The 24,503-nt window shown below is 39.1% G+C and carries 30 protein-coding genes; 9 read left to right on the top strand and 21 right to left on the bottom strand.

From position 1 onward, the window contains the following. Nucleotides 1-60 precede the first annotated feature (60 nt). The 7 genes from AO058_RS18395 to AO058_RS13540 all read right to left on the bottom strand — a co-directional run bounded on the left by AO058_RS18395 (nucleotide 61) and on the right by AO058_RS13540 (nucleotide 4,051). Nucleotides 61-273 (bottom strand): hypothetical protein, encoded by a 213-nt coding sequence (locus AO058_RS18395; protein ID WP_156858131.1) that lies wholly within the window; start codon nucleotides 271-273, stop codon nucleotides 61-63. 347 nt (nucleotides 274-620) lie between these two features. After that, nucleotides 621-893 carry a thioredoxin family protein gene (locus tag AO058_RS13565; protein WP_013073416.1) on the bottom strand — a complete coding sequence of 91 codons (273 nt, stop codon included), beginning with the start codon at nucleotides 891-893 and terminating at the stop codon, nucleotides 621-623. Between the two features lie 157 nt (nucleotides 894-1,050). Continuing rightward, the gene (locus AO058_RS13560; protein WP_011709211.1) at nucleotides 1,051-1,425 is read right to left on the bottom strand and encodes a metal-sensitive transcriptional regulator; all 375 of its coding nucleotides are present in this window, start codon (nucleotides 1,423-1,425) and stop codon (nucleotides 1,051-1,053) included. 62 nt (nucleotides 1,426-1,487) lie between these two features. Beyond that, the gene (locus AO058_RS18735; RefSeq protein WP_075325753.1) at nucleotides 1,488-1,694 is read right to left on the bottom strand and encodes a GDCCVxC domain-containing (seleno)protein; all 207 of its coding nucleotides are present in this window, start codon (nucleotides 1,692-1,694) and stop codon (nucleotides 1,488-1,490) included. 13 nt (nucleotides 1,695-1,707) lie between these two features. Continuing rightward, nucleotides 1,708-3,054, bottom strand: coding sequence for a dihydrolipoyl dehydrogenase family protein (locus AO058_RS13550; protein ID WP_034892196.1), 1,347 nt, complete (start codon nucleotides 3,052-3,054; stop codon nucleotides 1,708-1,710). After that, nucleotides 3,055-3,678, bottom strand: coding sequence for a mercuric transport protein MerTP (gene merTP / locus AO058_RS13545; protein ID WP_034892199.1), 624 nt, complete (start codon nucleotides 3,676-3,678; stop codon nucleotides 3,055-3,057). It lies immediately after the preceding gene. Between the two features lies 1 nt (nucleotide 3,679). Then, a complete protein-coding gene (locus AO058_RS13540) occupies nucleotides 3,680-4,051 on the bottom strand; it encodes an ArsR/SmtB family transcription factor (RefSeq protein ID WP_075327053.1) in 372 nt (123 codons plus the stop codon). Nucleotides 4,052-4,746: 695 nt separating this feature from the next. Between AO058_RS13540 and AO058_RS13535 the strand changes: the two genes are divergently transcribed. From AO058_RS13535 to AO058_RS13490, 9 genes are all read left to right on the top strand, one after another. Next, nucleotides 4,747-5,094 (top strand): single-stranded DNA-binding protein, encoded by a 348-nt coding sequence (locus AO058_RS13535; protein ID WP_075327052.1) that lies wholly within the window; start codon nucleotides 4,747-4,749, stop codon nucleotides 5,092-5,094. A gap of 104 nt (nucleotides 5,095-5,198) precedes the next feature. Next, entirely contained in the window at nucleotides 5,199-5,648 is a 450-nt protein-coding gene (locus tag AO058_RS13530) for a JAB domain-containing protein (protein ID WP_034892209.1), read from the top strand. A gap of 809 nt (nucleotides 5,649-6,457) precedes the next feature. Then, a complete protein-coding gene (gene ltrA, locus AO058_RS13520; protein WP_075325137.1) occupies nucleotides 6,458-7,750 on the top strand; it encodes a group II intron reverse transcriptase/maturase in 1,293 nt (430 codons plus the stop codon). Between the two features lie 726 nt (nucleotides 7,751-8,476). Beyond that, nucleotides 8,477-8,878: a BfmA/BtgA family mobilization protein gene (locus AO058_RS13515; RefSeq protein ID WP_075327051.1), complete on the top strand. Its 402-nt coding sequence runs from the start codon at nucleotides 8,477-8,479 to the stop codon at nucleotides 8,876-8,878. 11 nt (nucleotides 8,879-8,889) lie between these two features. Then, nucleotides 8,890-9,921: a MobB family relaxase gene (gene mobB / locus AO058_RS13510; RefSeq protein ID WP_075327050.1), complete on the top strand. Its 1,032-nt coding sequence runs from the start codon at nucleotides 8,890-8,892 to the stop codon at nucleotides 9,919-9,921. A gap of 11 nt (nucleotides 9,922-9,932) precedes the next feature. After that, the gene (locus AO058_RS13505) at nucleotides 9,933-11,522 is read left to right on the top strand and encodes a type IV secretory system conjugative DNA transfer family protein (protein WP_075327049.1); all 1,590 of its coding nucleotides are present in this window, start codon (nucleotides 9,933-9,935) and stop codon (nucleotides 11,520-11,522) included. Between the two features lie 65 nt (nucleotides 11,523-11,587). Then, on the top strand, nucleotides 11,588-12,352 hold the full coding sequence (locus AO058_RS13500) for a DUF6088 family protein (protein ID WP_231556202.1): 765 nt from the start codon (nucleotides 11,588-11,590) through the stop codon (nucleotides 12,350-12,352). Further along, nucleotides 12,352-13,329: a nucleotidyl transferase AbiEii/AbiGii toxin family protein gene (locus AO058_RS13495; RefSeq protein WP_034892227.1), complete on the top strand. Its 978-nt coding sequence runs from the start codon at nucleotides 12,352-12,354 to the stop codon at nucleotides 13,327-13,329. The genes AO058_RS13500 and AO058_RS13495 overlap by 1 nt, the downstream gene beginning before the upstream one ends. Before the next feature lie 129 nt (nucleotides 13,330-13,458). After that, nucleotides 13,459-13,653 carry a Fic family protein gene (locus AO058_RS13490; RefSeq protein ID WP_075327048.1) on the top strand — a complete coding sequence of 65 codons (195 nt, stop codon included), beginning with the start codon at nucleotides 13,459-13,461 and terminating at the stop codon, nucleotides 13,651-13,653. 29 nt (nucleotides 13,654-13,682) lie between these two features. Here the strand turns inward: AO058_RS13490 and AO058_RS13485 are convergent, their stop codons facing one another. The 14 genes from AO058_RS13485 to AO058_RS13420 form a co-directional block, all read right to left on the bottom strand. Next, nucleotides 13,683-14,516 (bottom strand): DUF4138 domain-containing protein, encoded by an 834-nt coding sequence (locus tag AO058_RS13485; protein WP_034892232.1) that lies wholly within the window; start codon nucleotides 14,514-14,516, stop codon nucleotides 13,683-13,685. Nucleotides 14,517-14,526: 10 nt separating this feature from the next. Continuing rightward, nucleotides 14,527-15,513 carry a conjugative transposon protein TraM gene (gene traM, locus AO058_RS13480; RefSeq protein WP_034892235.1) on the bottom strand — a complete coding sequence of 329 codons (987 nt, stop codon included), beginning with the start codon at nucleotides 15,511-15,513 and terminating at the stop codon, nucleotides 14,527-14,529. 11 nt (nucleotides 15,514-15,524) lie between these two features. Further along, nucleotides 15,525-16,139 (bottom strand): conjugal transfer protein TraK, encoded by a 615-nt coding sequence (locus AO058_RS13475; RefSeq protein WP_034892238.1) that lies wholly within the window; start codon nucleotides 16,137-16,139, stop codon nucleotides 15,525-15,527. 78 nt (nucleotides 16,140-16,217) lie between these two features. Further along, entirely contained in the window at nucleotides 16,218-17,063 is an 846-nt protein-coding gene (locus AO058_RS13470) for a hypothetical protein (RefSeq protein ID WP_369794081.1), read from the bottom strand. Further along, complete coding sequence (locus AO058_RS13465) at nucleotides 17,063-17,644, bottom strand: hypothetical protein (RefSeq protein WP_034892241.1); 582 nt, start codon at nucleotides 17,642-17,644, stop codon at nucleotides 17,063-17,065. Before AO058_RS13465 ends, AO058_RS13470 begins: the two co-directional genes overlap by 1 nt. Nucleotides 17,645-17,673: 29 nt before the next feature. Beyond that, nucleotides 17,674-20,076: a TraG family conjugative transposon ATPase gene (locus AO058_RS13460; protein WP_075327047.1), complete on the bottom strand. Its 2,403-nt coding sequence runs from the start codon at nucleotides 20,074-20,076 to the stop codon at nucleotides 17,674-17,676. Continuing rightward, nucleotides 20,063-20,347: a hypothetical protein gene (locus tag AO058_RS13455; RefSeq protein ID WP_075327046.1), complete on the bottom strand. Its 285-nt coding sequence runs from the start codon at nucleotides 20,345-20,347 to the stop codon at nucleotides 20,063-20,065. The genes AO058_RS13460 and AO058_RS13455 overlap by 14 nt, the downstream gene beginning before the upstream one ends. A gap of 38 nt (nucleotides 20,348-20,385) precedes the next feature. Next, nucleotides 20,386-20,673, bottom strand: coding sequence for a hypothetical protein (locus AO058_RS13450; RefSeq protein ID WP_075327045.1), 288 nt, complete (start codon nucleotides 20,671-20,673; stop codon nucleotides 20,386-20,388). Between the two features lie 424 nt (nucleotides 20,674-21,097). Then, on the bottom strand, nucleotides 21,098-21,466 hold the full coding sequence (locus AO058_RS13445; RefSeq protein WP_075327044.1) for a hypothetical protein: 369 nt from the start codon (nucleotides 21,464-21,466) through the stop codon (nucleotides 21,098-21,100). Nucleotides 21,467-21,495: 29 nt separating this feature from the next. Further along, nucleotides 21,496-22,071, bottom strand: a complete 576-nt coding sequence (locus AO058_RS13440) for a YncE family protein (RefSeq protein WP_075327043.1) — start codon at nucleotides 22,069-22,071, stop codon at nucleotides 21,496-21,498. Nucleotides 22,072-22,158: 87 nt separating this feature from the next. Beyond that, a complete protein-coding gene (locus tag AO058_RS13435) occupies nucleotides 22,159-22,569 on the bottom strand; it encodes a hypothetical protein (RefSeq protein ID WP_075327042.1) in 411 nt (136 codons plus the stop codon). Further along, nucleotides 22,559-23,119 (bottom strand): hypothetical protein, encoded by a 561-nt coding sequence (locus tag AO058_RS13430; protein WP_075327041.1) that lies wholly within the window; start codon nucleotides 23,117-23,119, stop codon nucleotides 22,559-22,561. The genes AO058_RS13435 and AO058_RS13430 overlap by 11 nt, the downstream gene beginning before the upstream one ends. Further along, complete coding sequence (locus AO058_RS13425) at nucleotides 23,112-23,591, bottom strand: RNA polymerase sigma factor (protein WP_075327040.1); 480 nt, start codon at nucleotides 23,589-23,591, stop codon at nucleotides 23,112-23,114. Before AO058_RS13425 ends, AO058_RS13430 begins: the two co-directional genes overlap by 8 nt. Beyond that, nucleotides 23,584-24,429 carry an alpha/beta fold hydrolase gene (locus AO058_RS13420; RefSeq protein WP_075327980.1) on the bottom strand — a complete coding sequence of 282 codons (846 nt, stop codon included), beginning with the start codon at nucleotides 24,427-24,429 and terminating at the stop codon, nucleotides 23,584-23,586. Before AO058_RS13420 ends, AO058_RS13425 begins: the two co-directional genes overlap by 8 nt. Nucleotides 24,430-24,503 lie beyond the last annotated feature (74 nt).

Genomic DNA, 24,503 nt, shown 5'->3' with positions numbered 1-24,503 from the left:
TGGTATCCTAATGTTAGCTTTCTTTATTAAAAAAAAGGAGCAACTTTTTAGCCGCTCCTTTTAAAATTTTTTTACATTTTTTTTAAGCTGCCATTTCTTTACAGCTTTCGGCACAGGTTCGACATTTTTCTGCGCATTGCTGGCAAACTTCACTGTCAAACTTTGCACATTCATCAGCACAGGCTTTACATAAGTCGGCACAAATGGCACATAGGCGTTTTGAATAATCAGACTGGCTTGCAAGTAGTTGAACACAGGCTGTGCATAAAGCAATACAATCCAGACAAAATTTGTGGCATTCTTTCATGTCTGGTTCCCCCAAATGTTGGTCAAGGCAAATTCTCGCCGCAGTAATGCAGGCGTTGCAATCATCGATACATTTTTGCATTTCTGAACTTAATGGTTTCATAATTTAAATGGTTTTAGTTACTTCCTGATTTGCTCGGAAATCAGAAATAAAAGATTAAGAGCCGAACCTCTTTTCAAATATCGACTCATAGCCCGGGGGGTAGGCAAGCCGATTAATAAAGATTTAACATTTTAATTTGATTAAAAAAAAAGGCAGCCAAAAATGGCTGCCATAAAAAGTTTCAGATTTTAATTTCAGTACGATGGTTTTGCTAACTGGCTTTTCCTATTCCTGCTTCGATAAGTTTTTCTTTGCTTATACCATTGTTTGTACAGCACTCAAGCAATTTTCCATCAACCGCCACCGCGGGAATTCTCTTTACACCGTACTCCTGCACTTTGTCTATACAGGTCTTATCCTCACATTGTTCCACCAGGTTATAGGTGGTAATCTCGCAACTATCGCAGGACAACTCTTTCACCATTTTTACAACCGGATCACAAACCGGACAATTTGCCGTAAATATTTCTATTTGTCTTTTCATTTTTTTTGAATTTAAATTAACAATCAGTTTTATCCTTCTTATTAAAGAACAATCCAAAGATAAGAGCGGAACCGGGGTGGTCTCCAAATAAAAAAACCTGCTTTTTTACGACAGATTTTTATTAGTATTAAAATTAAATGGAAAATTTTTGAATGTTTTACTCTGATCTATTTTCGGAAATGTAAGATTCCAGCCTTCGTTTAAGTTCATCAATCTCCTTCATTTTATCGGTAAGGCTGTTAAGCTCAAGGTCGGGAAATTGTTTGCGAATAAATTCAATTCGCTCTTCATTACCGCAATTACCGGGACAGGCTTCCACAGTTTCTGAAATTGTGATCGCCAGCGCTTTGCGGTACACTTCATCTAAAAGAAGAAAATGCGCCTTATCAAGTCCTTTTTGCGCCGCTTTGAACTGGATCAGAATCTTTTCTGGATCTTTATTTTCATCCAGCATTTTTATAAGTCCGTTAAGCTGGCCGCTGATGCTCTGCAAGCGAGTTTTTATATCTTTACTTAGATCTCTAGGAATCATACTTTTAATTTTCAGCAAGATACATCTGGAGTGGGGGAGGTCACCAAAAGTATTTTAAATTTTTAGCAGCAATTTGTTCCTTCCTGAATGGGTGGACAGGCAACATTACCATAAGAACAATAAACACAGCAATCACCTTCTTTTGGTTTTAATAAATGCTTGCAATTATCACATTGGTAAAAAAACTGACAGGCTGTTGTGGGCATTTCCTCTTCTTTTGTGTGTCCGCAACCAGGACATGTAATGGTAGAAACTAGTTCTATTTCCATAATCTATTTATTTTTAAAGCATATGAGGGATATCTGATGACAGAGTTGGATACGTAAATATCATCGTCCTTAACTCATTAATTTTCATTTTGGTCTTTATCGCCATGGCGAATAAATTGATGGTTTCTTCCGCGTTAGGGCCTATTAGATGTGCGCCAAGAATAGTCTGATTTTCTTTATTAATGATGGTTTTATAGGCATATTCCTTAACATTCAGTCTTTTTGCATTGAACCAGCTTTCCGCATGGTTATAATTGACCTGATATTCTATCTGTTTTGATTTGGCTTCTGCTTCGGTTAATCCTACTGATGCCAGGGTAGGCAAAGTAAAAACTACAGAAGGCATTGGGGGATAATTGACTTTTTTCTTGTTCCCGTTGATGATATTTGATGCCACAATATGCCCTTCCATTACTGCAACAGGTGTAAGGGGTAATCCTCTTGAATCTGCCGAATCTCCCGCTGCATAAATATTAGGGTTAGAGGTACTTTGAAGGTATTCGTTTACCGTAATTCCTTTTTTTGAAAAAGAGATGCCAGCTTTTTCCAAATCTAAATCAAAGATAGCGGGAGGACGACCGGCTGAGTTAAAGACAGAGTCAGTCCTATAATTGACCTCTTTTCCATTTGATTTTCCTGTTACTACGTAATGGTCTTCTTTCTTTTCAATTTTAGAAACTTCGGTTTCCAAAACCAGTTTAATTCCTAGCTTTCGGGTTGCATGCACAAGATGTTTAACAATGTCACGATCAAAGTTTTCCAATGGATGATCACCACGATGTAATATGGTTACATCGGCACCGGCCCGCGCAGCGATATGGGCAAATTCAAAGGCAATGTAGCCACCACCGATAAAGAGCAGTGAGCTGGGCAATTCCTCCAAATTAAGGAAATCTGTACTTGAAAGTGCCAAATTTCCACCTTCAAAATCCAATACCCGTGGTTTTGCTCCGGTTGCGATCAGGAATTTATCAGCTTCAATAACTTCATCTCCTACCTGCAAGGTGTTATCAGATAAAAATTTAGCTGAAGTGTGATAGGTATCTATGTCTTTATTCTTATATCCTTTTTCAATTTTAGGAGGCATGGCATCCACAAAAGATTGCTTAAAAGCCATAATATCTTCCCAATTGACTTCAGGCACGGTATCTATTCCATTTCCTTTAAGTCTTTGGGCAAAATCACGTACTTCAGTTGCTCCTATGATCACCTTTTTAGGATCACAGCCTCTTAGGGCACAGGTTCCACCGTAGGGAAGTTCATCGGTAATGCCAACCTTAAGGCCTTTGGAGGCACATTTATTAGCAACGGTCATACCTGACATCCCGGAACCTATTACAAATACATCATATTTTTTCATCTACTTCTCTTCTTTATTTTCTGTATCGATTGCTTTATAACCAGTTTTATTTATTGCTTCTCGAATTGCGACCAAATCAACTTTAGCTTTATCATATTCTACCACGGTATTAGTATTTGCGTAACTCGCCTTGACTGATAAAATACCATCCAGATTATTTACCTCACTTTCTACGTGGGCTTCACATCCTGCGCAGGTCATTCCCTCAACTTCAAAGGTGTGCTTTATTATGTTTGATTGAGAAACATACACTATATCCTTGCTGGGCTGTGCATAAAATATATTGGAATAATAAGGGAAAGCCAGCATCAATCCGGCAAATACTGTAACTATGAACAGAAAATTTTTGGACTGCCAAAAAGATGGTTTTGCTTCCTCGTCGCAGGCACAATCTATTTCTTCTTGTGTTTTCGGTTTTAATTTTAAATACCAGGCCAAACCAAGAATTCCTATGGTAAGTGCAACCAAATAGGGACGAAAAGGTTCTATCCATGAGAACATGGTTACAAATCCACTACTACCTGCTAAAATCGCCAGGAGGGGAGTAATACAACATACGGAAGCAGTTACCGCAGTAAGTAAACTAACAAAAGCTGTGCTGTTTGACTTATTGGACGATTTCATTTTAGGCAATTTTTTTAACCATTTTGATTGTAGTGAAAACAGCATCAAGTACAGCTGTTTTATCCTTCATTAATGAATAGTACAAGGTTTGTCCATCTCTTCTTGAGGAGATAAAACCTGCATCTTTAATTTTCCGGATGTGTTGAGAGATTGCTGGTACGCTCATTTCTAAAATATCAGCAATATCACAGGGACATAATTCGTCTTCCATGTTCAAGAGGAATAAAATTTTTAAGCGTACCTCGCTACCAGCAATCGATAGTAGTTTGGTCATATCCTGAAAATTATCATCCATTCTTTCCAAAGTGTTTTTACAATTGAGAAGTTGTTGATGATCAGCTTGGGCTCTTGTACAGGTAATTTCCATGGTCAATCTATTATTTAGATTTCAAAGGTATAATAAAATACGTATTTAAGCAAATACTTAAATAATAGTTAGTATAAATATTCTGCTTCATACATTTAAGAGATTATGACCACTAATTTCAAAGACCTTCTGGTTGTAAATCGGTCAGCACATTACCGCTTCATTCTGCGAAATGCTCCATTTCGGGTAAAGAGCTTCCCTAAGAATATCTTGGGCATCCTTTTTATTTTCCTAATGATGTATCCGCTATATAGTAGTTACCGCTCTTCGTGTAATCTTATACTTAATTAAGTAAAAAAGGACGCCCGCTAAATCGGAATTCCATTCTTGCATTTACTTCGCTTCCAGTTGTTTTTCAATTTCAGTATTTCCATTTCCTTCCCGGCCGTTGCTGTCCCTACCTTTTTTGTAATGCAAAATACCAATATTTAGAAGTTAGTCCAGGTTGCATAAGCCAGTCGCTTACTCCTTTTTATAAACCTTCCCTAATTCTAAATATTGAAAATGTATCAGCATCAAAAAAGGTAATAGCAAACGGCGCTATAGGAAGTAAATCAACAAATAAAAATTATGAAATCATTTCAAAACAACATACCCGGAAGCAAAGTAAAAAAATCAAAAAAGGAAAACGCTCCGGATATAATAAGTAAATCAATGTTTAATCAATCTGCTTAGAAAGCAGGTATCTAAATCTTTTAATTATGAGTAATCTAAGAAACCAAGTACAGTTAATCGGAAATGTGGGGAATGCCCCGGAAATCAAAAACTTTGAAAGTGGTAAAAAAGTAAGCAGTTTTTCACTGGCTACCAATGAGTACTACCACAAGGAAGGGGAGAAAATTCAACAAACCGACTGGCACAATGTAGTGGCCTGGGGAAAGCAGGCTGAGCTTATCGAGAAATATGTTGATAAAGGTAAAGAAGTGGCCATCCGTGGAAAACTAACTTCCCGATCCTATGAAACCGAAACAGGAGAAAAAAGATATGTAACTGAAATTTTAGTAAGTGAAATCCTGTTTTTAGGTAGTAATGAAAGTTCTGGTAATTAAAATATCGAAGATCTTTTAATTCTTAATTATCAAAAAAATAAAGAGGGCGCTCCCTTCGAAAGTTGCACCCTCTTTTAATTAGTAACCCTTTAAATAAGATAATAATGAAATCCAAAGTTAATGAAATAGCGATAAGCTACAACGGAAGTTTAAAAACAAATTTGCTACCCAAAATTTCAAGTTCCAGAAGTGCAGCAGATTTAGCGTTCGCACAATGGAATAAAAATGATATAGCACTGCAAGAGACTTTTAAAATAATGCTACTTAATAATGCTAATAAAGTAAAAGGTATTTACGAAGTTTCTAAAGGAGGTATTACCGGGACACTGGTCGATGTTCGAATTTTATTCGCAGTTGTATTAAAGTCTTTAACCACGGCACTAATCTTATTGCACAATCACCCCAGCGGAACCCTTAGACCAAGTGAAGCGGATAAAAGCCTGACCAGGAAAATTAAAAATGCGGCATCATTTTTTGATGTGAAAATCCTGGATCATATTATCCTTATGCCTGATGGTAATTACTACAGTTTTGCAGATGAAGGAATTTTGTAATTTACCTGGCACATTCTAACTAGATTGTAAGCACTTCTAATTTTAGAAGTGTTTTTTGTTTGCCCTGCATGCAAACAATTCCGGGACTTGAAAGAAAGCCCGCTCACCTGATCGGAGGGAAGAGCAATGTAAAGTCAAGTGCGTCACTGGCAACGGTGGGGTGTGAAGGAAGACCTAGCAAGTTAGTGGAACATAGAGAAATCGAACCGATTCTGGCATATATTGGGGGTAAGGTTGCAAAAAGTGCCGATGCCCAAAATCCGAATAGCAATATATGTTAAAACGGATGGCTTCACTAACAGGAATGTTTGCTTAACGGGGGAAGCCTGATTATTCGCCTTTCCAGGCTAAGCAGAAACAAGTCGAGAGACAAGGATTTGTTATGGAAAATCAGGTGGCAGATGAGTCCGTAGTAGTGAGAAAATTTAGGCCTGAGAAGCACTGGTGACAGTGTGGAGGAGAAAACCCAAATGACATTGCACAAGAATCGCATAATCGGTTGCAATGACTGTCACAGATTAACTGTGGCGGATGCGAAGGGACGAAGTTAAATTAAGTACAGGAAGTTCTTTAAAGGAATTAGCCATAAGCGAAGACAATCGGAATTGAAACATTCTGAGGAATTGCAGCAAAGAGGAGTGACGAGCTAACTCTGGCTGTTAATCCGCGCGAGTATTGAGTAGTAAGATTTTCTTTTACTGTTATAGATTGCCACAGTGCTAAAGACAACAGTATACCTTATGAACAAACAATCTGTCTAATTCTGCCTAAAGAAATAAACCGTACTGCAAAGAAGAGAAAGTTTCATTATGCGAAAATGGTACAGTCTTATAGACAAGGTATATGCATTACCGAGGCTGGAACAAGCCTACCGTGAGGTAAGGAAAAACAAAGGTTCCAGAGCCAAGGGAGTGGATAACCAAAGTATAGCTGATTTTAGTTCAGCTTTAGAGGAGAATTTGTGCCAACTCTCCAGGGAACTGAAAGAGGGGAGATATAGGCCACAGCCGGTAAGGCGGGTCTATATCGATAAACCAGACGGGAGCAAGAGAGGATTGGGTATCCCAACCATCAAAGACCGCATTGTACAACAATCGCTGCTTAATGTGTTGCAACCTATCTTCGATCCCGAATTCCATCCCTCCAGTTATGGGTATCGTCCTAAACGAAGTGCTCATCATGCCATTGCCAAAGCAGAGCGCTTTAGTCGGTACTATGGTCTGGATCATGTAGCAGACATGGATTTATCCAAATGTTTTGATACTCTAGACCATCGGCTGATAGTGCAAAGCGTGGGCAAACGGGTAAGCGATGGAAAGATACTTAAACTGATAGGGAGCTTTTTAGAATCCGGCGCACTTGATGGAGCGCGCTTCACACCTACAAAGAAGGGGAGCCCACAAGGGGGAATTATCTCACCGCTTCTGATGAATATCTATCTGGACGCATTCGACCAGCATATGAAAAATTCAGGCATACGAATGGTGAGGTTTGCTGATGACGTGCTGTTGTTTGCACCAACCAAAGCTCAAGCTGGAAAATACATGGCTAAAGCCACGAGTTATCTGGAAAAAGAGCTTCGGTTAGAAGTGAATAAAAACAAGAGCAGTCTGACAAACCTTGAAGAAGGCATCCACTATTTAGGTGTGGTGATAAAGCCCTATGGAGTAGTGGTATCCCACAAAAGCATCAAGAGGTTCAAAAAGAAAGTAAAATTACTAACCCCTCGAACTAAAGGGCAAAGTATAGCTTTCTATATTAAAGAACTGAACCCGCTATTAAGGGGTTTTGCCAATTACTTCCGAATAGGCTTGACCAAAAAGCTGTTCCAGGATCTTTTAAGCTGGATCAGGAGAAGGTTACGAATGATGGTGATGAAAAGCTGGAAAAGCTGGAAACCTCTTCACCGACAACTAAGGCGTATGGGCTATAAGGGGAATTTTCTTAAGATATCGGTAACCCGATGGAGAAACTCCTCCACCAATTTAATACACTATGCCCTGCCCAATAAGTACTTCTCAGAATTAGGGTTGTACGCAATGGACACAGTTGAAGGGAATACTTTGCATCAGTACTATCAAACAGTACTGAATAAGATTTAACATGAGCCGTGTACGAGACCCGTATGCACGGTTCTGGAAGAGGGATGAAGATAATAAATGCTCAAATATTTATTATCTTCACCCTACTTGATTAGGCTCAAATATTTCAATGAATCTTCTAAGCAAAGCAGTTCTATAAAAGGTCATATAAAAATAGCTTGGTTGGTAGTGCTTAACAGTAAGGAGCATTTCAAGCTCAATCAATTAAAAAAGGGAAAATTCGCTGTTACCTGAATTTTCCCTTTCTTTTTAGGTCATTGAAACCTACTCAATAAAGATAAAAAAAAATCTTGAATCCGGACACCCTTTTGAATAAGAATTATTTATTACTCGCTACCTGTTACTAAAAAAATCCTTATATTTATTTCGCTGAACTTCAGCATTCAAATTTACGCAGGGCTATCCATTTTTGACTTTCGCCGATAAACCTGCACAGCAAAAAATTATTAATTCGGAAATTTTTTCCGGGAATTGGCAAGTGGCTTTTGACTGTCTATTAAGACAGCCAACAGACCAAATTGTACGGAATTTTTGTCCCGCGTTGCGGGACGAAAAGGAGTAGCAAGAGGGTAACACGCTACGCGATGTTAAACACTCCTTTTCGTTTTTAAATAACTGTAAACCAGTTATTTATAATTTATTTAAATTCCTGAGTTTAAGCAATTTGCGACAAATGCCCTGCCAAAGCCTATTTTTAGGGAAGAATTTGCGACAAATCGGCGAATTATGGACTCATTTATCGGCATCAGGTTTAAAAAAGAAACAGCAAAACGTTTTCAGGAATTTTCAAGAACACATTTCAAATCACATACCGAAGCCCTGGAAACAATGCTCGACTTTTTCTTCTATAATGAGATCTCTCCCCACGAAAGATTAGGGCCAACCGGCAGGACTATCGAAGCTTCTTTTAAGAAACGTATCAATGCAGTTATTGCCATTATGCGAGATATGGAGAAAACCCAAACCAAACCCACCGCGGCGATGATCGCCTCACTTTTCCAAACCGAAGTACCCAAACAAAAACCCTTGATCCGGGAAAAGAAAATCCTCCGGCAGAAAAAAGATGGTGTTTCAAAGCAGGAACAAAATAGTCTGGAGGAGAGAGATAATTCTGATAATAACCTGTAAAATTTCCTGCTATGTATATCACCATCACACCTCAAAAATTAGGTGGGAATTACTCCCAAAGTTCCGCCGGGTTTGTAAGCTACCTGGAAAAAGAAAATGAAGGGGTAGCCGAAGGGGCCAAAGAACATTTCTTTAATCAATATGAGGATGCCATCAGCCCGGAGAAAGTTGTCAAAGAAATTGATAACAATACAGCTAAGCTCAAAAAGAAAGAACCGAAGTTCTATTCTATTACCGTTAGCCCTTCCAGATACGAATTAAAACGGCTGCAAAACAGTAGCAAGGATCTAAAAAGGTACACCCGGGAATTGATGAAGGATTATGTGGCCTGCTTTAACCGGGAAATAGACGGAAGGCCAATTAATATCAATGATATTAAATATTACGCAAAAATCGAACATAGCAGGAGTTATAAAGGTACCGACCGCCAGGTTCGCGAAAACCAACCTTATGCCACTAAAATCCTTCAACTCAAAAGTGAAATCCGAAAAATAGAAACCGAGCTGATGCAGGGAAGTATTCAAAAACGGGAAAAGGAAATTGAGAAACTGGAAGCCAGGGCACCACACCGGCAAGATGGTAAGCGAATTGTACAGGGGATGCCCAAAGCAGGAAACCAAAGCCATATTCATATTATCGTAAGTAGAAAAGATGCTTCTAACTCGGTTAGCTTATCACCGGGAAGTAAATACAAAGCTTCGGAAGTTAATTTTAATGGTAAGACCGTTAAACGCGGATTTGACCGGGACCGCTTTTTTGAAAAAGCAGAAAAGACCTTTGATAAAACCTTCAGCTATCAGCGCAATTTTGTGGAAACCTATACGGCACGAAAGGAATTTATCAAAAATCCGAACCACTATTTTACCTCGCTAATAGGATTGCCGGCTAACGAAAAAGCCCTTGCTTTTAAGCTTATCCGGGAATCGGGTATCCCGATGATGCCCAGCATTCCAACTTCCCAGGCACAACTTGCCCTCAAAATCTTCAATAGACTTAAGAAAGGGGTGGAGGTAGCCGTTAAATCAAGTTCAATCGGTATTTAATTCTAAATGTTATGGACATAGAAAACCTTCTTAGATTGCTTTTGATCATCGGGCTGGTAAGCATATTGTTCTTTATATGTTTTAGGCTGATCAACCGCTTTGCTTTTATTTTGAATTTATTGCTGATGGTGGCCCTTGGCATTTATGGGGTCCAGGATAACCAGTGGATTCCGGCTTTGTTATTCCTGGGTTGTCCGTTGCTCCTGATCAATACCCTGATGTATGTCTTTTTGCATAAAGGTCAGGATAATAAAAAAATCGATAAAAAATACCAGGTCGGTTTTGCAACCACTAAAGGAAAATTTAAACTGGAAAATATTAAACGGGGTGCTTCCGTTATTGGCTCTGCCGGAAGTGGAAAAACTGAAAGCGTAGTATATGGTTTTTTAAAGCATTTTCAACAGGAAAATTTTTGTGGGGTAATCCACGACTATAAGGACTTTGAGCTCACTGAAATGGCCTACCCGCTTTTTAAAGACCGGGAAATTCCTTTTAAGGTGATTTCCTTTGATAAAATCATCCATAGGGTGAATCCCATCGCTCCAAGATACCTGGAAAACGAGGAAAGCGTCAATGAAGTCTCCCGGGTACTAGTGGAAAACCTCCTCGAACAACGGGAATCAGGTACCTCGGGGACTACAAAATTTTTTAATGATGCCGCAGAAGGGCTAATCGGAGGATTGATCTGGAAATTAAAAACTGATTATCCGAAGTTTTGTACCCTCCCGCACCTTATCGCTATCTACCAATACCTGGATACCGATAGCCTGATCCAGTTTTTGGAAACCAATACCACCTCCCGAGCGATGGCCGATGCCTTTATTAGCGGTAAAGATTCTGAGCGGCAAACGGCCGGGGTAAAAAGTACCCTGGCCAATGCCCTTAAAAGGATCAGTACCCAACAGATTTTTATGGTCCTTTCTAAAGATGAAGTACCACTTCATATTAATAGTGAGCAAAACCCTTCGGTTATTTCCGTAGTGAACAATCCCAAATACGAAGCTTCCTACTCTCCGGTCATAGCCACCATCATCCATACCATAACTAAGCAAATGAGTGTGCGTAATTCCAAAGCTTCCTTCCTGCTGATGGAAGAGGCACCGACTCTTCGTTTGCTGAATATGCACCGCATTCCGGCCACTTTGAGGAGTTATGATATCGCTACAATTTATGTAATGCAGGATAAGATCCAAAACGATATGATGTATGGGGATAAAGCCAGCAAGGCTATATTAAGTAACCTGTCCTATCAGTTTTTTGGGAAGGTTAATGATCCCGACACCGCGAAATACTACGAGCGCTTTTTTGAAATTGTGAAGAAACCCACCACCAGTGTGAATCGCGGGTACAGTCTTGATTTTGATACTCGGGTAACCACCGGAGAGAAGGAAATCCCAAAAATCCGTGCCGATGTTTTCTTCCGTCTGAAACAGGGAGAGTTTATAACCTACGCCGATGGTAAGGATAAAAAAATACAGTTTAAACTGCAGAAGATTGGGCGAGATCTACCTTCGGCTAAAGAACAAAAACCTTATTCTAAAGCTGATTTGGAATCTAATTTTGAAAGAGTTTATAAGGAGGCCAGGTCTATATTTGAGTAAGCGGAAATAGTTATTAATTATTACTATTCATTTTTACAATATGTCAAGTAAATACTGTAAAAAACTTGACATTTTATATTTTAATTCACTATCTTTGTGGTGCTATGAATATTGCGACATCCATAAAGTCTAAAGTAGATCGTATAAATACCGGAAAGGTATTTACCTATGATAGCTTATCTATTCCCCAAACCGAATTTTCTGCTGCTGCAAAAGCTTTAAGCAGGATGGCTGCCAGGGGTGTGATTAAAAGATATAAAAATGGGATGTATTATAAGCCCAAACAAACTATTTTTGGGGAAATAAAACCAAGTGAGGAAGAATTACTTTATAGTCATCTTTTTGAAAACGGTCAGCCAATGGCATACATAACAGGCACTCGGTTATATAATGAACTTGGCCTTACTACTCAAATCCCTACTACGGTAAGAGTGGCCAGTTGGGATAAGGTGATAAAAACCAAGATAGGAAACCTTGTTGTAAAGCCTGCTAAAAGTTATGCACCTGTATCCAAAGAAAGTATTCCCTTCTTGCAATTACTGGACGTAATGAAGGATTTTAAGAAAATTCCAGATTTGGATAAAAAGAAGGGGGTTAATTTTTTAAAGAAAAAAATCAAAGGGCTTTCCGATACCGATAAAATACAACTAGTTGATCTTGCTAAATCTTATCCTCCCAAAGTAAGGGCATTGTTAGGCGCTCTTCTTGAGGCACTCTCATTTAACGAGGTGAGTGAACCTCTTAAAAACACCCTTAATTATTTAAGTAAGTATGAATTCGGAATACCCGAAAATATATTGCCCACCATTTCAAACTGGAAGATCTCCTGATGAATTTACATAATTATAAAACTGCATTTCAGGGAGCTATTGTAGCTACTGCCCAACACTTTGGGATTTCTGAAATCTATGTAGAAAAGGACTATTGGGTTACTTTAGCACTTAAAGAGATTTTTACTAATAAATCAACCAGGCAACTCGCCGTGTTTAAAGGTGGAACATCCCTATCTAAATGCTTTGGCATAATTGAGCGCTTTTCCGAAGATATCGATTTGGTCGTTATAAAAGAGGAGGGGGAATCCGATAATTCCTTAAAGCGAAAACTCAAAAAAGTCACTGGTGCACTGGAACCTGTTATGACTGTTATTCCCGACCATCCTTTAGAAAATAAACGGGGCAAAATTAGAAAAGTGGTTTATGGTTACGATAAAGTAGGCGTGGCGGGTGCCTTTGGCCAGATCCGGGATCATATTGTAGTGGAAGCTTCAAGTCTGGGCAAATCCCATCCATCGGAAATAGTCAGTGTCCATTCCATGATTGCGGCTTTTATTGCCACGACTAATAATGTAGACCTTATCAATGCGTATCACCTGGAACCTTTTAAGGTTACGGCATTAAGTATAGAACGTACATTTTGTGAAAAAATAATAAGCCTGATCAGGTTTTCCTATACTGAAAATCCTTTAGAAGATTTAAAAGATAAGGTTCGCCATACCTATGATATCCATCAACTGCTGCAACGAGATAGAATTTCATCGTTTTTGCAATCAGATGATTTTGAAAAAATGTTGCTGCAAGTGGGGAAAGATGATGATAAGGCCATCCCCAATGATAAGGAATGGTTATTGGCACATCCATCCCAGTCCCTGTTCTTTAACCAAACAGAGATGGTTTGGAAATCCTTGGGCAAAACCTATTCTGGTTCGTTTAGGGAGCTGCTAACCGGAGATCTTCCTGAAGAGGGGAAGGTATTAAAATCCATGATGAGGATTTCCGTAAGGTTAAAGGAAGTGAAATGGGAAATTTAAAACTACCTCCGTTCAAACAAGCCAACAACTAGTTAATATTTAAATTAACAACCTATGTGCTAATCCGGTAACCAAATTACCCTGCAAGAGACCCCGCAAATCACCCCGCAAGTTCAAGACCTCTTAAATGTGATTAATGGTGAAGATAGCAGAAGTGAGATGCAATATCATTTAGGACTTTCCGATAGAGAAAATTTTAGAAAAAATTATTTGCAACCTACCCTTGCCGAAGGCTTGATTGAAATGACCATTCCCGAGAAACCACAAAGTAGTAAACAGCGTTATAGGCTGACTTCCAGGGGTGTAAACGCCAGAAAAATTTAAACTTTTAAAGTCGGAATTTTTCAAAATTATCAATTAGGGTTATTAATAAACCGATGGGAGATCTTTAGTTTTAAATTACGTTCCCCATCCTTTTCATTAAGTTCCAATATCGCCCTCCTTTCTTTAGACAAGGAAAATTTTGGCAACACATAAACCAATCTTGCGGTTTGGTTTTTTCCAATCTTAGCCGGTAAATTATAGCTGAAAACCGGTTCCTGGTATAAGCGTTGTAAGGATTTCTTCTTTCCTTTTTTACGGGTTTCAATCGCCAGGTTTAAGAAATTAAGATCATAATCCAGGCTGGATCTATTCTCAATTTCGATCACAAAATAGAGCTGCTCCTTATTAAAAACGATATTCTCAACACTTAAAATAATACCGTTCTTGCTTTTTTTTATGCGGCCCAGGCGCTGCTTTTTACTAAGCAGGTAGCTGCAGAATCTGCGGTAATGATCTTCCTTCTTGTTTAAGTTCTTTTGCGGTTTTTTGTCCTTAACTGAATCCTTGACAACTGGCTTTTCTTTTCCAATACTTTCCGCTTCAGGGATAAAATAGTTCAGCCGGGAAAGCTGTTTTTTATACTTCAGGATATAGGAGAATACCGAACCATTTGTTCCGATAACAAGTAAATTACTTTCTCTGCCGGGCTTGGCCTGCAGCAGTCCGAAGTGTTGCTGCTTTTCCCGGTTGTAGGTAAAGACAAAATGCTCAGCACCGATAAGCCCCTGGCTAATCGCTTCAGGAAAAAATAGCGCAACATTTTTATGATCATTAGCGTAGATAGTGTCCAGTTTTTCCTGGGTTTGTGCACTGGTAATAATAAAAACTAGTAGAGAGGCCTTGGTTAAAATATACTTTTTCATAATGATTGTTTTATTGGTTAGCCAATCCCCAGTTTGATTCAGGTCTGCTGGCCTTGAGAATTAATCTGTAATTATTTAGAATGGTTACTTTTACATTTCGGTTATTTCTGCGAAATACTTTGCTTATTCCACTGACCTGGGGTACACTTGGGATATTAATATCACCGATTACATCATCCAGGACTTCCGTGGCTACTTCCGCCCGGAAATTATTCTCGATGTAAATACCTTCGCTACCATCTTCAAGGTCAAAGGCTTTTAAGCTAGTTTGATGCTTATTGATATTTTCGATCTCGATCAGGACCCGATTTGGCTGAAAACTCACAAAGCCGAAAACCGGGGTGTTTTTGGGGATAAATTTGTCACCAATACTGGCAGGCTGGGCAAGCCGCATTCGAAGCCTGGAATTGGCTTTGACTACCTGGGTGCCATCGATCACCACTTTAATTTCCTTATCGGTAGTACTTGTTATACGATCCTTAGCTTCTTTGGGAGCAGATGCAAAGAATAATTGATGTTCCAAACCCATTTCTTTGGCTTCGATTTCTCGCTTTTCTTCAATTTCCGCAGTATCTACTTTTGGTACTGTTTTTATTAGGCTCGGGCTGCTATTCTCCGGAGGGCTGGTTAGCCGGGTTTGTGTAAGGTTTGCAATTTGTGCTTGCCGGGCTTTTCCCAATTCATAAATACTATCGATCTTGCGCTCTTTTTCTTTTTCCAAAAGCTCGGTGTCGTAATAGCCTAAAGAGTCCAAAAACGTTTCATCATAAATACTTGGCGCATTCTTATCCCGAACTTCTTTGAGGTTATCAATAGCCTCCAGTTTAGAATCATAGGTTTGCTGGCTTTCTTCTTCAAGGGCTGGGATTTCCGTTTGCCTGAGGTTTTCCTGTTGCTCTTCATCCTCCCCGGTGATCATTATGGTATAGGTGACAAGAAAAATCACAATGACCACCAGGACGCTAATGAATACGATTTTGTTCTTTTCAATTTTCATCGGTTCTAATTTTAATTTTGTGAGGGTACTTTTCTTAAACTGTTTTCGAAATAATCCGTAATGAGGAGCCCGTGTGGGTTATGGGGGAAGTGACGATCTACGATGAGTAGTTTTCCCGTGGTAACCAGTTCGTAGGTATCCACAATGCTGCCGCGGTTGATCTCGAAAATAACGGTAGTTTTAAAATGAAACGATTCCTCCTTTTCTTCCAGCTGCGAATCGATCGTTAATACCTTTTGGACCAGCGAGTACTGCAATAAGCGGTTGTAAACCCCTTCGGCCTTTTTCTGCCTGTATAGGTTGTCTACCGAACTATTGCCCAGCCATAATGCTTTTTCCAGGTTTTTCTCATAATTGCTGGCATCAATATTATAGAAGTAGGTGTGAAACAGCTCCAAATGAGCCAGGGCTTCTACTCGGAAGTTTTCTTTTTGGGTCACCAGCTTTAAGGGAATGATGCTCCCATCGGTATTGATGGCAAAGGCGCTGTTTAATGCCATATTCCTTGTGGAGATGGCCATCCAAATAGCAAAGACACTACAAAACAGCGAACAAAGTACTACGGCCAGTACTATAAAGCGGTTGAGCCTTAATATCGAATAGATATTTTTATATGGTGTTTTCATTTTTGAACTATTTTTTATGACTAAATAGGTTATATCGAAGCTTATTAAAAGAACCATTTTAGATTCTCTTTATAGGCTTCACGTGGTGAACAGTCTTAGGGTAAAAGAAATGGCCCGTCGGTAGAGTTTGAATTTTAAAAACACGATAAAAACTATCGAACCCATTTCTATAACCGGGGCGAAAAAACCGCTCCCGTAATCTGTACCAAATAGGTTTTCCCAGAAATTGGTGTTGATTTCCGTATAAAGGGCGTTGATAAACACATTAACCAGGAAGAAAGCCGGAACCAGCATATACACTGCGGCATACAACCTGAAAAATCCATAGGCCATCGAACGGAACTTTTCAATTACCGCCAGACTAAGCACCAGCGGAAAAAAGGCTTGCATAATTCCAAGGAGGAAATAACGCTCTGCCAAAAATAGCGGGTAGATGAATAAATCAAGGATCCATAAAAACAGGCTGATTAGAAATGCAAAGGTTTTAAAGCCGTAGAGGGGAGTCACCAGGGCTTCATAAAGTAAAGCCATGGCTTTACGCATCGCCCCCATAGGGGAGACATCTTCCTCGATGGGAATTTCCTGCATTTGCAAGGGGAGAAGGGCAGGGGCGGTATCGCGGTACTGATTTTCAATAGCTACGAGAATACTGTCAAAGAACCCCAGGATTTGGGTTGAGAAAATAACCAGCAGTACCACTGCAAAATTTTTAGCCAGATCCCCGGGTGAAAGCCCCCAGGTATAGCCCTGTCTATCAGCTACGCCTTCATTATACTTTTTAAGGATGTTTACTAAAAAGAAGAGTACCGCCAAAGTTTTCATGCCCACGATGGTGTACTGTGAAAACTCGCTCTCCTGGATGGTTTGGAAAACGCTATCGAGATATTCGACGCCTACAGCCAGTATGATTACCCCGCTAATCATCAAAAGCCTGTTTCCCGGTTATTGATCTTATCCTGCATTTTCCTAAAGGAAATGATCTCGCGGTAGCGTTTAGTCTTTAACCGCACATCGATGACCATTTCTTTGGACTCGAGTTCTTTTTGTTTTAAAACTTGAGCCCGCTCGGCATCACTCATTTTTAAATGATCACTCGATAAAATCTCATCGATAAAGCTTGCGGTCTCCAGGGAGTTTTCAACCACGGCACTGAAGGATTCGGTAACACGGCTTACTTCTTCTGGCTTGATATAGGGGGAGTTCAAAATATCCCGAAGGTCGTCCTGCATCACCGCAATAAGACGCTGATTGTTACGACCGATCTCGCGCACAGCTTTTAAATTCTGTACCACGCTATTGACTTTTTCAATATTTTCCTTCTGTGCTTTTAAGAAGTTAACGGTCTTGACCAGGTTGGCGGTTTGCTTGGCCGATTCCACCAGGGATTTGACCAGGCTGACAAAGTTCGTGTTATCGTACACCGGCATCCCCTGGCAGGCAGCGCCTGCGGGCAAGCATAATGCTAATGCCAGTGTGAGTAACCAGGTTTTGTGATTGTTTTTCATATCGAATTGTTTTAAATATTAAGGAGTGTTTAGGATTGCCTGATGAATTCCTTGATAGCCTTTTCCATATTTTTTGTCTCATTATAAATGGCCATGATGGCCTCGTTTTCGGTTCCGTCGGTGAGATAGGCAGCATAAACTTCGGGTGGTACTTCCAGGCGGAAAATGTTGCTTTCCTTGCCGATCTTAATGAAGATCTCGGTGTACTTGCGCTTGCCGGTCAAATTATTCCTGATCGATTTCAACTGGTTGAGATCGTGGCTGGAGAGGCTTAAGCGCCTAGCTAGTTCTTCATAACCTTTTTCATTGTTCAGGCTGTAGACCACCTGGGTGTTTTCCAGGATGCTTGAGGAAGTAGCGTTATTAGGGAGCTGGTTTATGGATTGTAGGATGATTCCAATGGCCCCGTTTTGTTTACGAATCGCCTGGTAATAGAATTCCACGCTTTCCAGGACATTTTCAAACTTGAGTTGTTTGGCAAATTCATCAAAGAGGATAATTCCTTTTTCGGCCCGGTTTTTCCAGATGGTGCGTTGGATGGCCGATTTTATCAGTTTGAGCATCACCGAGAGGATCTCTTTATTGTCTTTGACTTCATCGAGTTCAAAGACAATCAGCCGCTTATCTTCGATCTTGTAAGTTTGATCTTCGCTAACTTCAAATAAGAAACTGTATAGACCATCGCCGACATACTCCGAGAGCACGTGCAAAAAGTTGGTTACATTGAAGTAGTCGGGATGGATTTTAAGGGGTTCCAGCAGCTCATCTTTTCGCTGCTCGATAAAACGGTAAAAACTATCTAAGGAATGGTTTTTCGTGGTGTTTTTGTAATAGTAACGGAGGATCTTTTTAATGGCTACGGATTGTGCTTTGGTAACTTTATCATTTGCAGCAATGAGTTCTAATAGAAACACCGAAAGATCTTCCAGCCACTCAGGACTTACATCGTCGGGATTGGATATGTAAAAAGGATTGATCCCTAAGTTCTTTCCGCTCTGGTAGCGCAATACAGTGTAATTATCAGGATAGAGTTTAGCGAACTTGGTATAAGAACCCCCAAGATCGATAATCACCAGCCGTACCCCGTTTTCAAAATATTGACGTAGAATGTTATTGGCCAAAAAGGATTTTCCTTCCCCGGTCGGGGCAAAAATGGCAAAATTGCGCGCCTTGATCCGTTTCTTCCCCTTGTCCCATACATCTTTTAGTACTGGAATGTTATGCTCACGGTCATTAAAAATGATGCCGGTAGGGTCCGATTTGTAATTCGTGTTATTGATAAGGAGGCACAAGGCATGTTTCAAATCGGTCACATAAAGATCTTCATCGGAAAAATTGGAAGCGTGGCAGCAGTAGCTGTTCAGTAGGTAATTCTTTCGTTCCTCGCCGCGTGGAGCATAAGGGATGATATCCAGTTCCTTGAACTCAGCCTTAATTTTAGAGGCAATGCCTTCCAAATTACGAGGATCCCGATCCCAAAAAATGACATTAAGATGGCCCCGGATAATCCGCGCGTTCTCATCGCTATTGATCTTCTCCAGGATTTCCTGGATCTTTCCAAGAACAACTTTGTTATGAGAGCCAAAGTTGGAACTTTTGCTAAGCTCTTCTACTTTTTTATCCAGTAGCTTGCGCCACTTGTGTTTATCATCCAGGTAGAGGATATGGTTGACTATATGGTTCTCTCTTAAATGAAGCCCCAGCCCATCAACAAACCCCTGGTGAAATACAAAATCATCGGATGTGAATTTCTCATTGGTTTTGCTCGACTGTACCCTTTCGCCAAAGCACAGCTCGCTATTGATAGCCAGGGCATCAAAATAATTGTCTCCTGTTTGAATATGTTGTTTTTCGAGTAAGATATCGGTATCGAAATCTTTATTAAAACCATTAAAATACTCGGAAGTTAGGCTGGTGATTTCTTCTGGTGGTATTGCTTTTATAGAAACCTTTCGGCTGTTAGCGATAAAGGAAACACAATCGTATACCGAGCCGATAAAGCTTTTAAGGTTGGCATCCAGTTCCCTAACAATTTCTTTGGAGACCTTTCGAAAAGGGTTTACATATTTGGAGTTGTTTAAAGCTTTGTTCTTAGTCAGGGTAAAAAATATTAAAGAGCGGTGCGCTATATACTCCCTATCTTTAAAATAATCACTGGTGGCCTTTTCCAAAAAGGTTTTGTTTGGAAGTGCCGTTGCAGTGAATGCTTTTTTCTCATAAATATCTTGCTTATGCACTACTGTACCCACCGGCAGGGATTTAAGCGCCTGGAACCAGGTGGCGTGCAGGTCTTCAAAATCATTTTCCGATAAAGAATAGATTTCAGGTAGGTCCAGCTGATAACACAGCACAACGTTACCATTTCCGGAGAAAATAATATTATCACGGATATTAGCAATTGGCCAGTGGGAGGAAAGATTAATCTTTTTCATAATCGATACCGGAATTTCTTTTATTACTAATCATTTTTGGAAATGCGCCTGTCATCTGCACAAATTCCAGGAGCCTGCTGATACGGTTTAACCCGAGATACAAGAATGCATTAAAGAGCAGGGTGCTGATAATCACTCCCAGGCTGAAGGAAAATATAATTACCAACAGCGAAGCGATAATTGAAAGCATCATTAGCGCGAATAGGGGAAGGGAAAGCCCAAAGATGACGGCACCCTTTCGAATGTTCCTATAGGGTTCATACTTTTTCATAACTGTTCCATTATTTGTTTTAAATATGGCTTAGCCATTTAAACTACAATGGTGATCAAATAACTGAAGATGCCTACCACGGCGCCTGCGATAAGTACAAAGACTAACACCCGGGTTATACCTTTTTTGAGATCGGAATTTTCCCCAAAGAAGTGGCCGGCATTAAATAGGAAGCCGACCAAAAAGATGACTCCAAGGATAATGGGAAATATATTCCTTATAGTATCGGAAATATCGGCAACGGAATCTTCGATCCCACCGATTTGTGCAAAAAGTGACGTGGATAGCAACGAGCAAAATGTTGCCAGATAGATAGATTTTTTCATAACGGAAAGTTTTAAGTTATTGACTCGTTTTCGTTATGAGAAAATTAGAAATTTAATGTCTTAATTAATTGTAAATCAGTAAATTGTGAATAAAATATAATTTGTGGTTAGTTGATTTTCAATGCTTTAATTTGATATTAAATTCTATGGATTTTTGAAAATAGGTTGTTGATAAGTTGAATTGTGTAAGGAATATAGGGTCACAAAAACGTCAGTTTCGAAATTATTTTATTGAAAAGGACTTAATTTTCGAGAAAAAATTTTTCATAAGGTAGTAATGAGAACAGCGCGAATTCATATAAAAAACTTTTTCAAAAAGTAGTTTATAGGGATAGACAGCAGCTATAATTCCCAAAAATCTCCTTACAATCTTTTACGGAATGAAAGCTGCTGCATCATGTTGTTTAGCCTGAAATTTTTCGCATTAATAGAGATTCCAAAAATGAATTTTTCCTAAAAGATCAACAGTAACCAATTGTGATTCATCCTTGGATATATCCATTGCACTGGGCGTACCACGATGTAATGAGTAGGTTTCTATTAACTCCCCCGATTGTTTTTCCCACTTTCGAAGGGATTTATCCAGTCCGAGAGTGTAAATATTATCTGCAGTCATAATTCCTGATATGATTTCCAAATTTAGCGGTACATTCACTGTTGTATCTTTATCGGCCACATAAATAGGCCAATCAGGATGTTTGTTTTGATAGAATACACTATCCACCCCTGTTTTGTAAAAGCCAAATTGTTTCCCACGGAATAGTAAATAATCTTTCTTTTTATCTACATCCATCAATTGTCCCTGGATCTTATTTTTTTGTATTATCGCATTGGTTTTATAGTTCCAAACCAGGATTTCTTCTTTTCCATTAAAAAAAATATCCCGTTATCTGCAATGTGTTTTGGTCGCGTTTGTTTTAACGCCAGTGGTGTATTAATTTGTTTAAAATCATTATAGGTATCCCATATATAATGATTTCCCTTTACATCAGAGGCTCCTAAAATTCCATTTTGGTTGTTATAGCAAAGTTCTTTTGCCCAAGTTTTTCCCAGTGGCAATTTTTTTATTATGTCTCCGTTTTTGGCATTGATGGCTACAATTCCCGAATTTAAAGTGGCAACATATAGTCGATTTAATTTGGCACTATAAGCCATATCATAAATTTCATCTTCTATGGCTGTAATTTGCTGTTTCTTTGCTTGGCCGTTGATTAATTTATATATTTTGCCGTCAAAGGTCGAAACAAAAACCGTATCGCGGTTTGCTATATAAACGACATCGGTATAAGAGACCGGATTGATGGCCGTAAATCTTCCTTTTTTTATAGAAATTTCCTGTTGACAACCCAACAGCACTATTGAAAGGAACAAGATTCCGGTTATTTTGTATAAATTCATTTTTCTTATTGTTCCAATAAACTTTTCTCATTGCCCTGGTCAGTTACGTTTATCCACGTACCATTATCAGAGGCTCCGAGATTGATCTCATTCCCGTTTTTTTCCCCACATTTTAAGTACGGCTGCGCCCTGAGGCTCTGCCATGAACAACACCCGTTGAGAAATTTTAGAATCAAGGCTAAGAAATATGTTTCCGTAGGAATCGCCGGTTACATATCCCCCTCGTTCTTGACCCTCATGGTCGTAAAGCATTATCCCTGAAACTCCTGAATTATCCCCCCTGTATTTTCGATGTCCGATATCTTGTGGTGGTGGAAAATGCGATCCAATTATTACTCTTTCTTTCCCGGTAGAGTCGGTAACTACCAGCCCTTTTACTTCTAAAATCTTATCGGAAAAGTCTATTTCAATGTTGTGACTATTAATTATATAGATAAGCAAACCAGAAGTCACCATGATATTTAGAATCAAAATAACTTTTAAAGATTTATTGTTCATTTGTCAGCTTGTTTAAAATGAAAAGCTCTCTTTTTATTTGCACTCCAATAAGTACTAACAAGCCTGTGAATATAAAGACAGACGACCAGGATATATAGGAATAAAAACTCTCTGAAAGGTTCTTTTCAAATACAGGCAATAAAAGAATAAACCCATAAATATAACTTCCAAAAAGAAGCGGGGTTACCAGGAAATGAATCAATTTTCTGGTTTTGTAATAACTAATAAGTTTTTGATTGTAATCCTTCATTTTCTCAAAGGGCGGTATTTTAGAAAAGCTGCGTATGCTGAAATACTCAATAATCATCCTGATTACCAGGCTGGCCATCATAATACCCAGCCCCCAAAAAGCCCGGTTGCTATTGTATGCTGATACATAAAAGAAAAATAAGAGCAGAATAATTACCGTAGCGCCCAGAACTATTTGTCCTATACGTTGTTTCTTCCGGATTTGAGCCGATTTTTTTAATATTTCCTTATAACCCGTTTCAGGATCATAGGTTTTCTGCTTTTGGGTCCATTGTGTTTTTATATTTTCAAACTCATTCATCTTTTACACATTTAGAAAGTTGTTGTTTAATTCTGTGAATCCTGGTTCTTACGGCCTGATGTCCGATTCCTATAATACCTGCAATCTCTTGCTGGGGAACTCCTTCAAGTTCTAATAATATGATAGATTTGTTTTCCGGGGAAAGTTGGTTAATACAGTGGTACATGGCGATAAAGCGGATTTCTGATTCTTTGGTTCCGGAGGTCTCCTCCGAAACCAGTTCAGGTTGTAACACTAAAGGTTTTTTCTTCCGTAACTCCTGCAAACAAGTGTTTACAGTAATACGATAAATCCAGGTTTCAATTTTTGAACTCCCTTGGAAATTATTGAGGTGCTGCCAGGCTTTTAGAAAAACCTCCTGTGTCAAATCTTTCGCCAGGTCTTCATTTCCATGCACATAACCTAGACACAACCTCATGACCTTAGTATAATTATCCTTATATATTTTCTGATATTGTTCCTCCTTATTCATTGCTTTGAAGAGCTGCTTGAATTTGATTCATTAACCATTTCGGCCTGTCATACATTATAAAATGTCCCGACCCATCAGCAAAACTAATCTTATAATCCTTAAGATTTTGATACTGTTTTTGATAATTCAAAGCGACAGTTTCTTTACCATAAGGATGGGTAGCGGCAAAAATATGAACGGGAATTTTGATTTTCTTTATGGGCTGCCTTAGATCCATTTTCAGCAAATCGGTATAGCCGTACACATAAGTTTGCCGGTCTGCCTGTAGCATCCAGTCTACTAATTGTTGGTGTTTATCGTGATTGAGGCTCATTCCAAAAGCCATTTGTTCAGCCATCCTGGTAAAAGCCACACTATCCATTGCTAGTAGCTGTCGATTGTAAGGCGATTCATAGGTGATTGATTGGCTGTTATAATCGGGCAGCATTAAAGCCCCCATTGCAGGTAGTGCATCGATAAGTATTAGCCTGGAATAATTATTATTTTCAGAAGCAAGCCATAAGCCTAGCGAGCCTCCCATACTATGACCAAGGATTATTGGATCTTTTAGATTATTTTCGCTTATATAGTTTTGAATTTCCTTCTTAATTTTTGGTAGCCAGGGAAAAGAAATGGGAGGAACTTCCCCGAAACCGGCGAAGGTAAATGCGTGGATTTCGTAATTTTCTGATAAGGGTGTTGTAATTTCACTGAATACTTCAGAAGTACAGGTAAAACCTGGAAATACAAGAATTGGCTGTCCATTTCCGGTTTTTTGTACCTGGAAACTTTCCTGGGAATGAATTTGTAAGCCAACTGCTATAAGAATTGCAGTAAAAAAAGTTTTTAAATTTTTCATCTCTAAAAGGTTTTGATTTCCCTTTAGATACATTTACATTAAAATGTTACATTGAAATTAATTATAATTTCCAA

Source organism: Salegentibacter sp. T436, assembly GCF_001932675.1.
GTDB classification, from domain to species: Bacteria; Bacteroidota; Bacteroidia; order Flavobacteriales; family Flavobacteriaceae; genus Salegentibacter; species Salegentibacter agarivorans.
The sequence above is the reverse complement of the archived record's forward strand: the minus strand, read 5'-3'. Positions and strand labels throughout refer to the sequence as shown.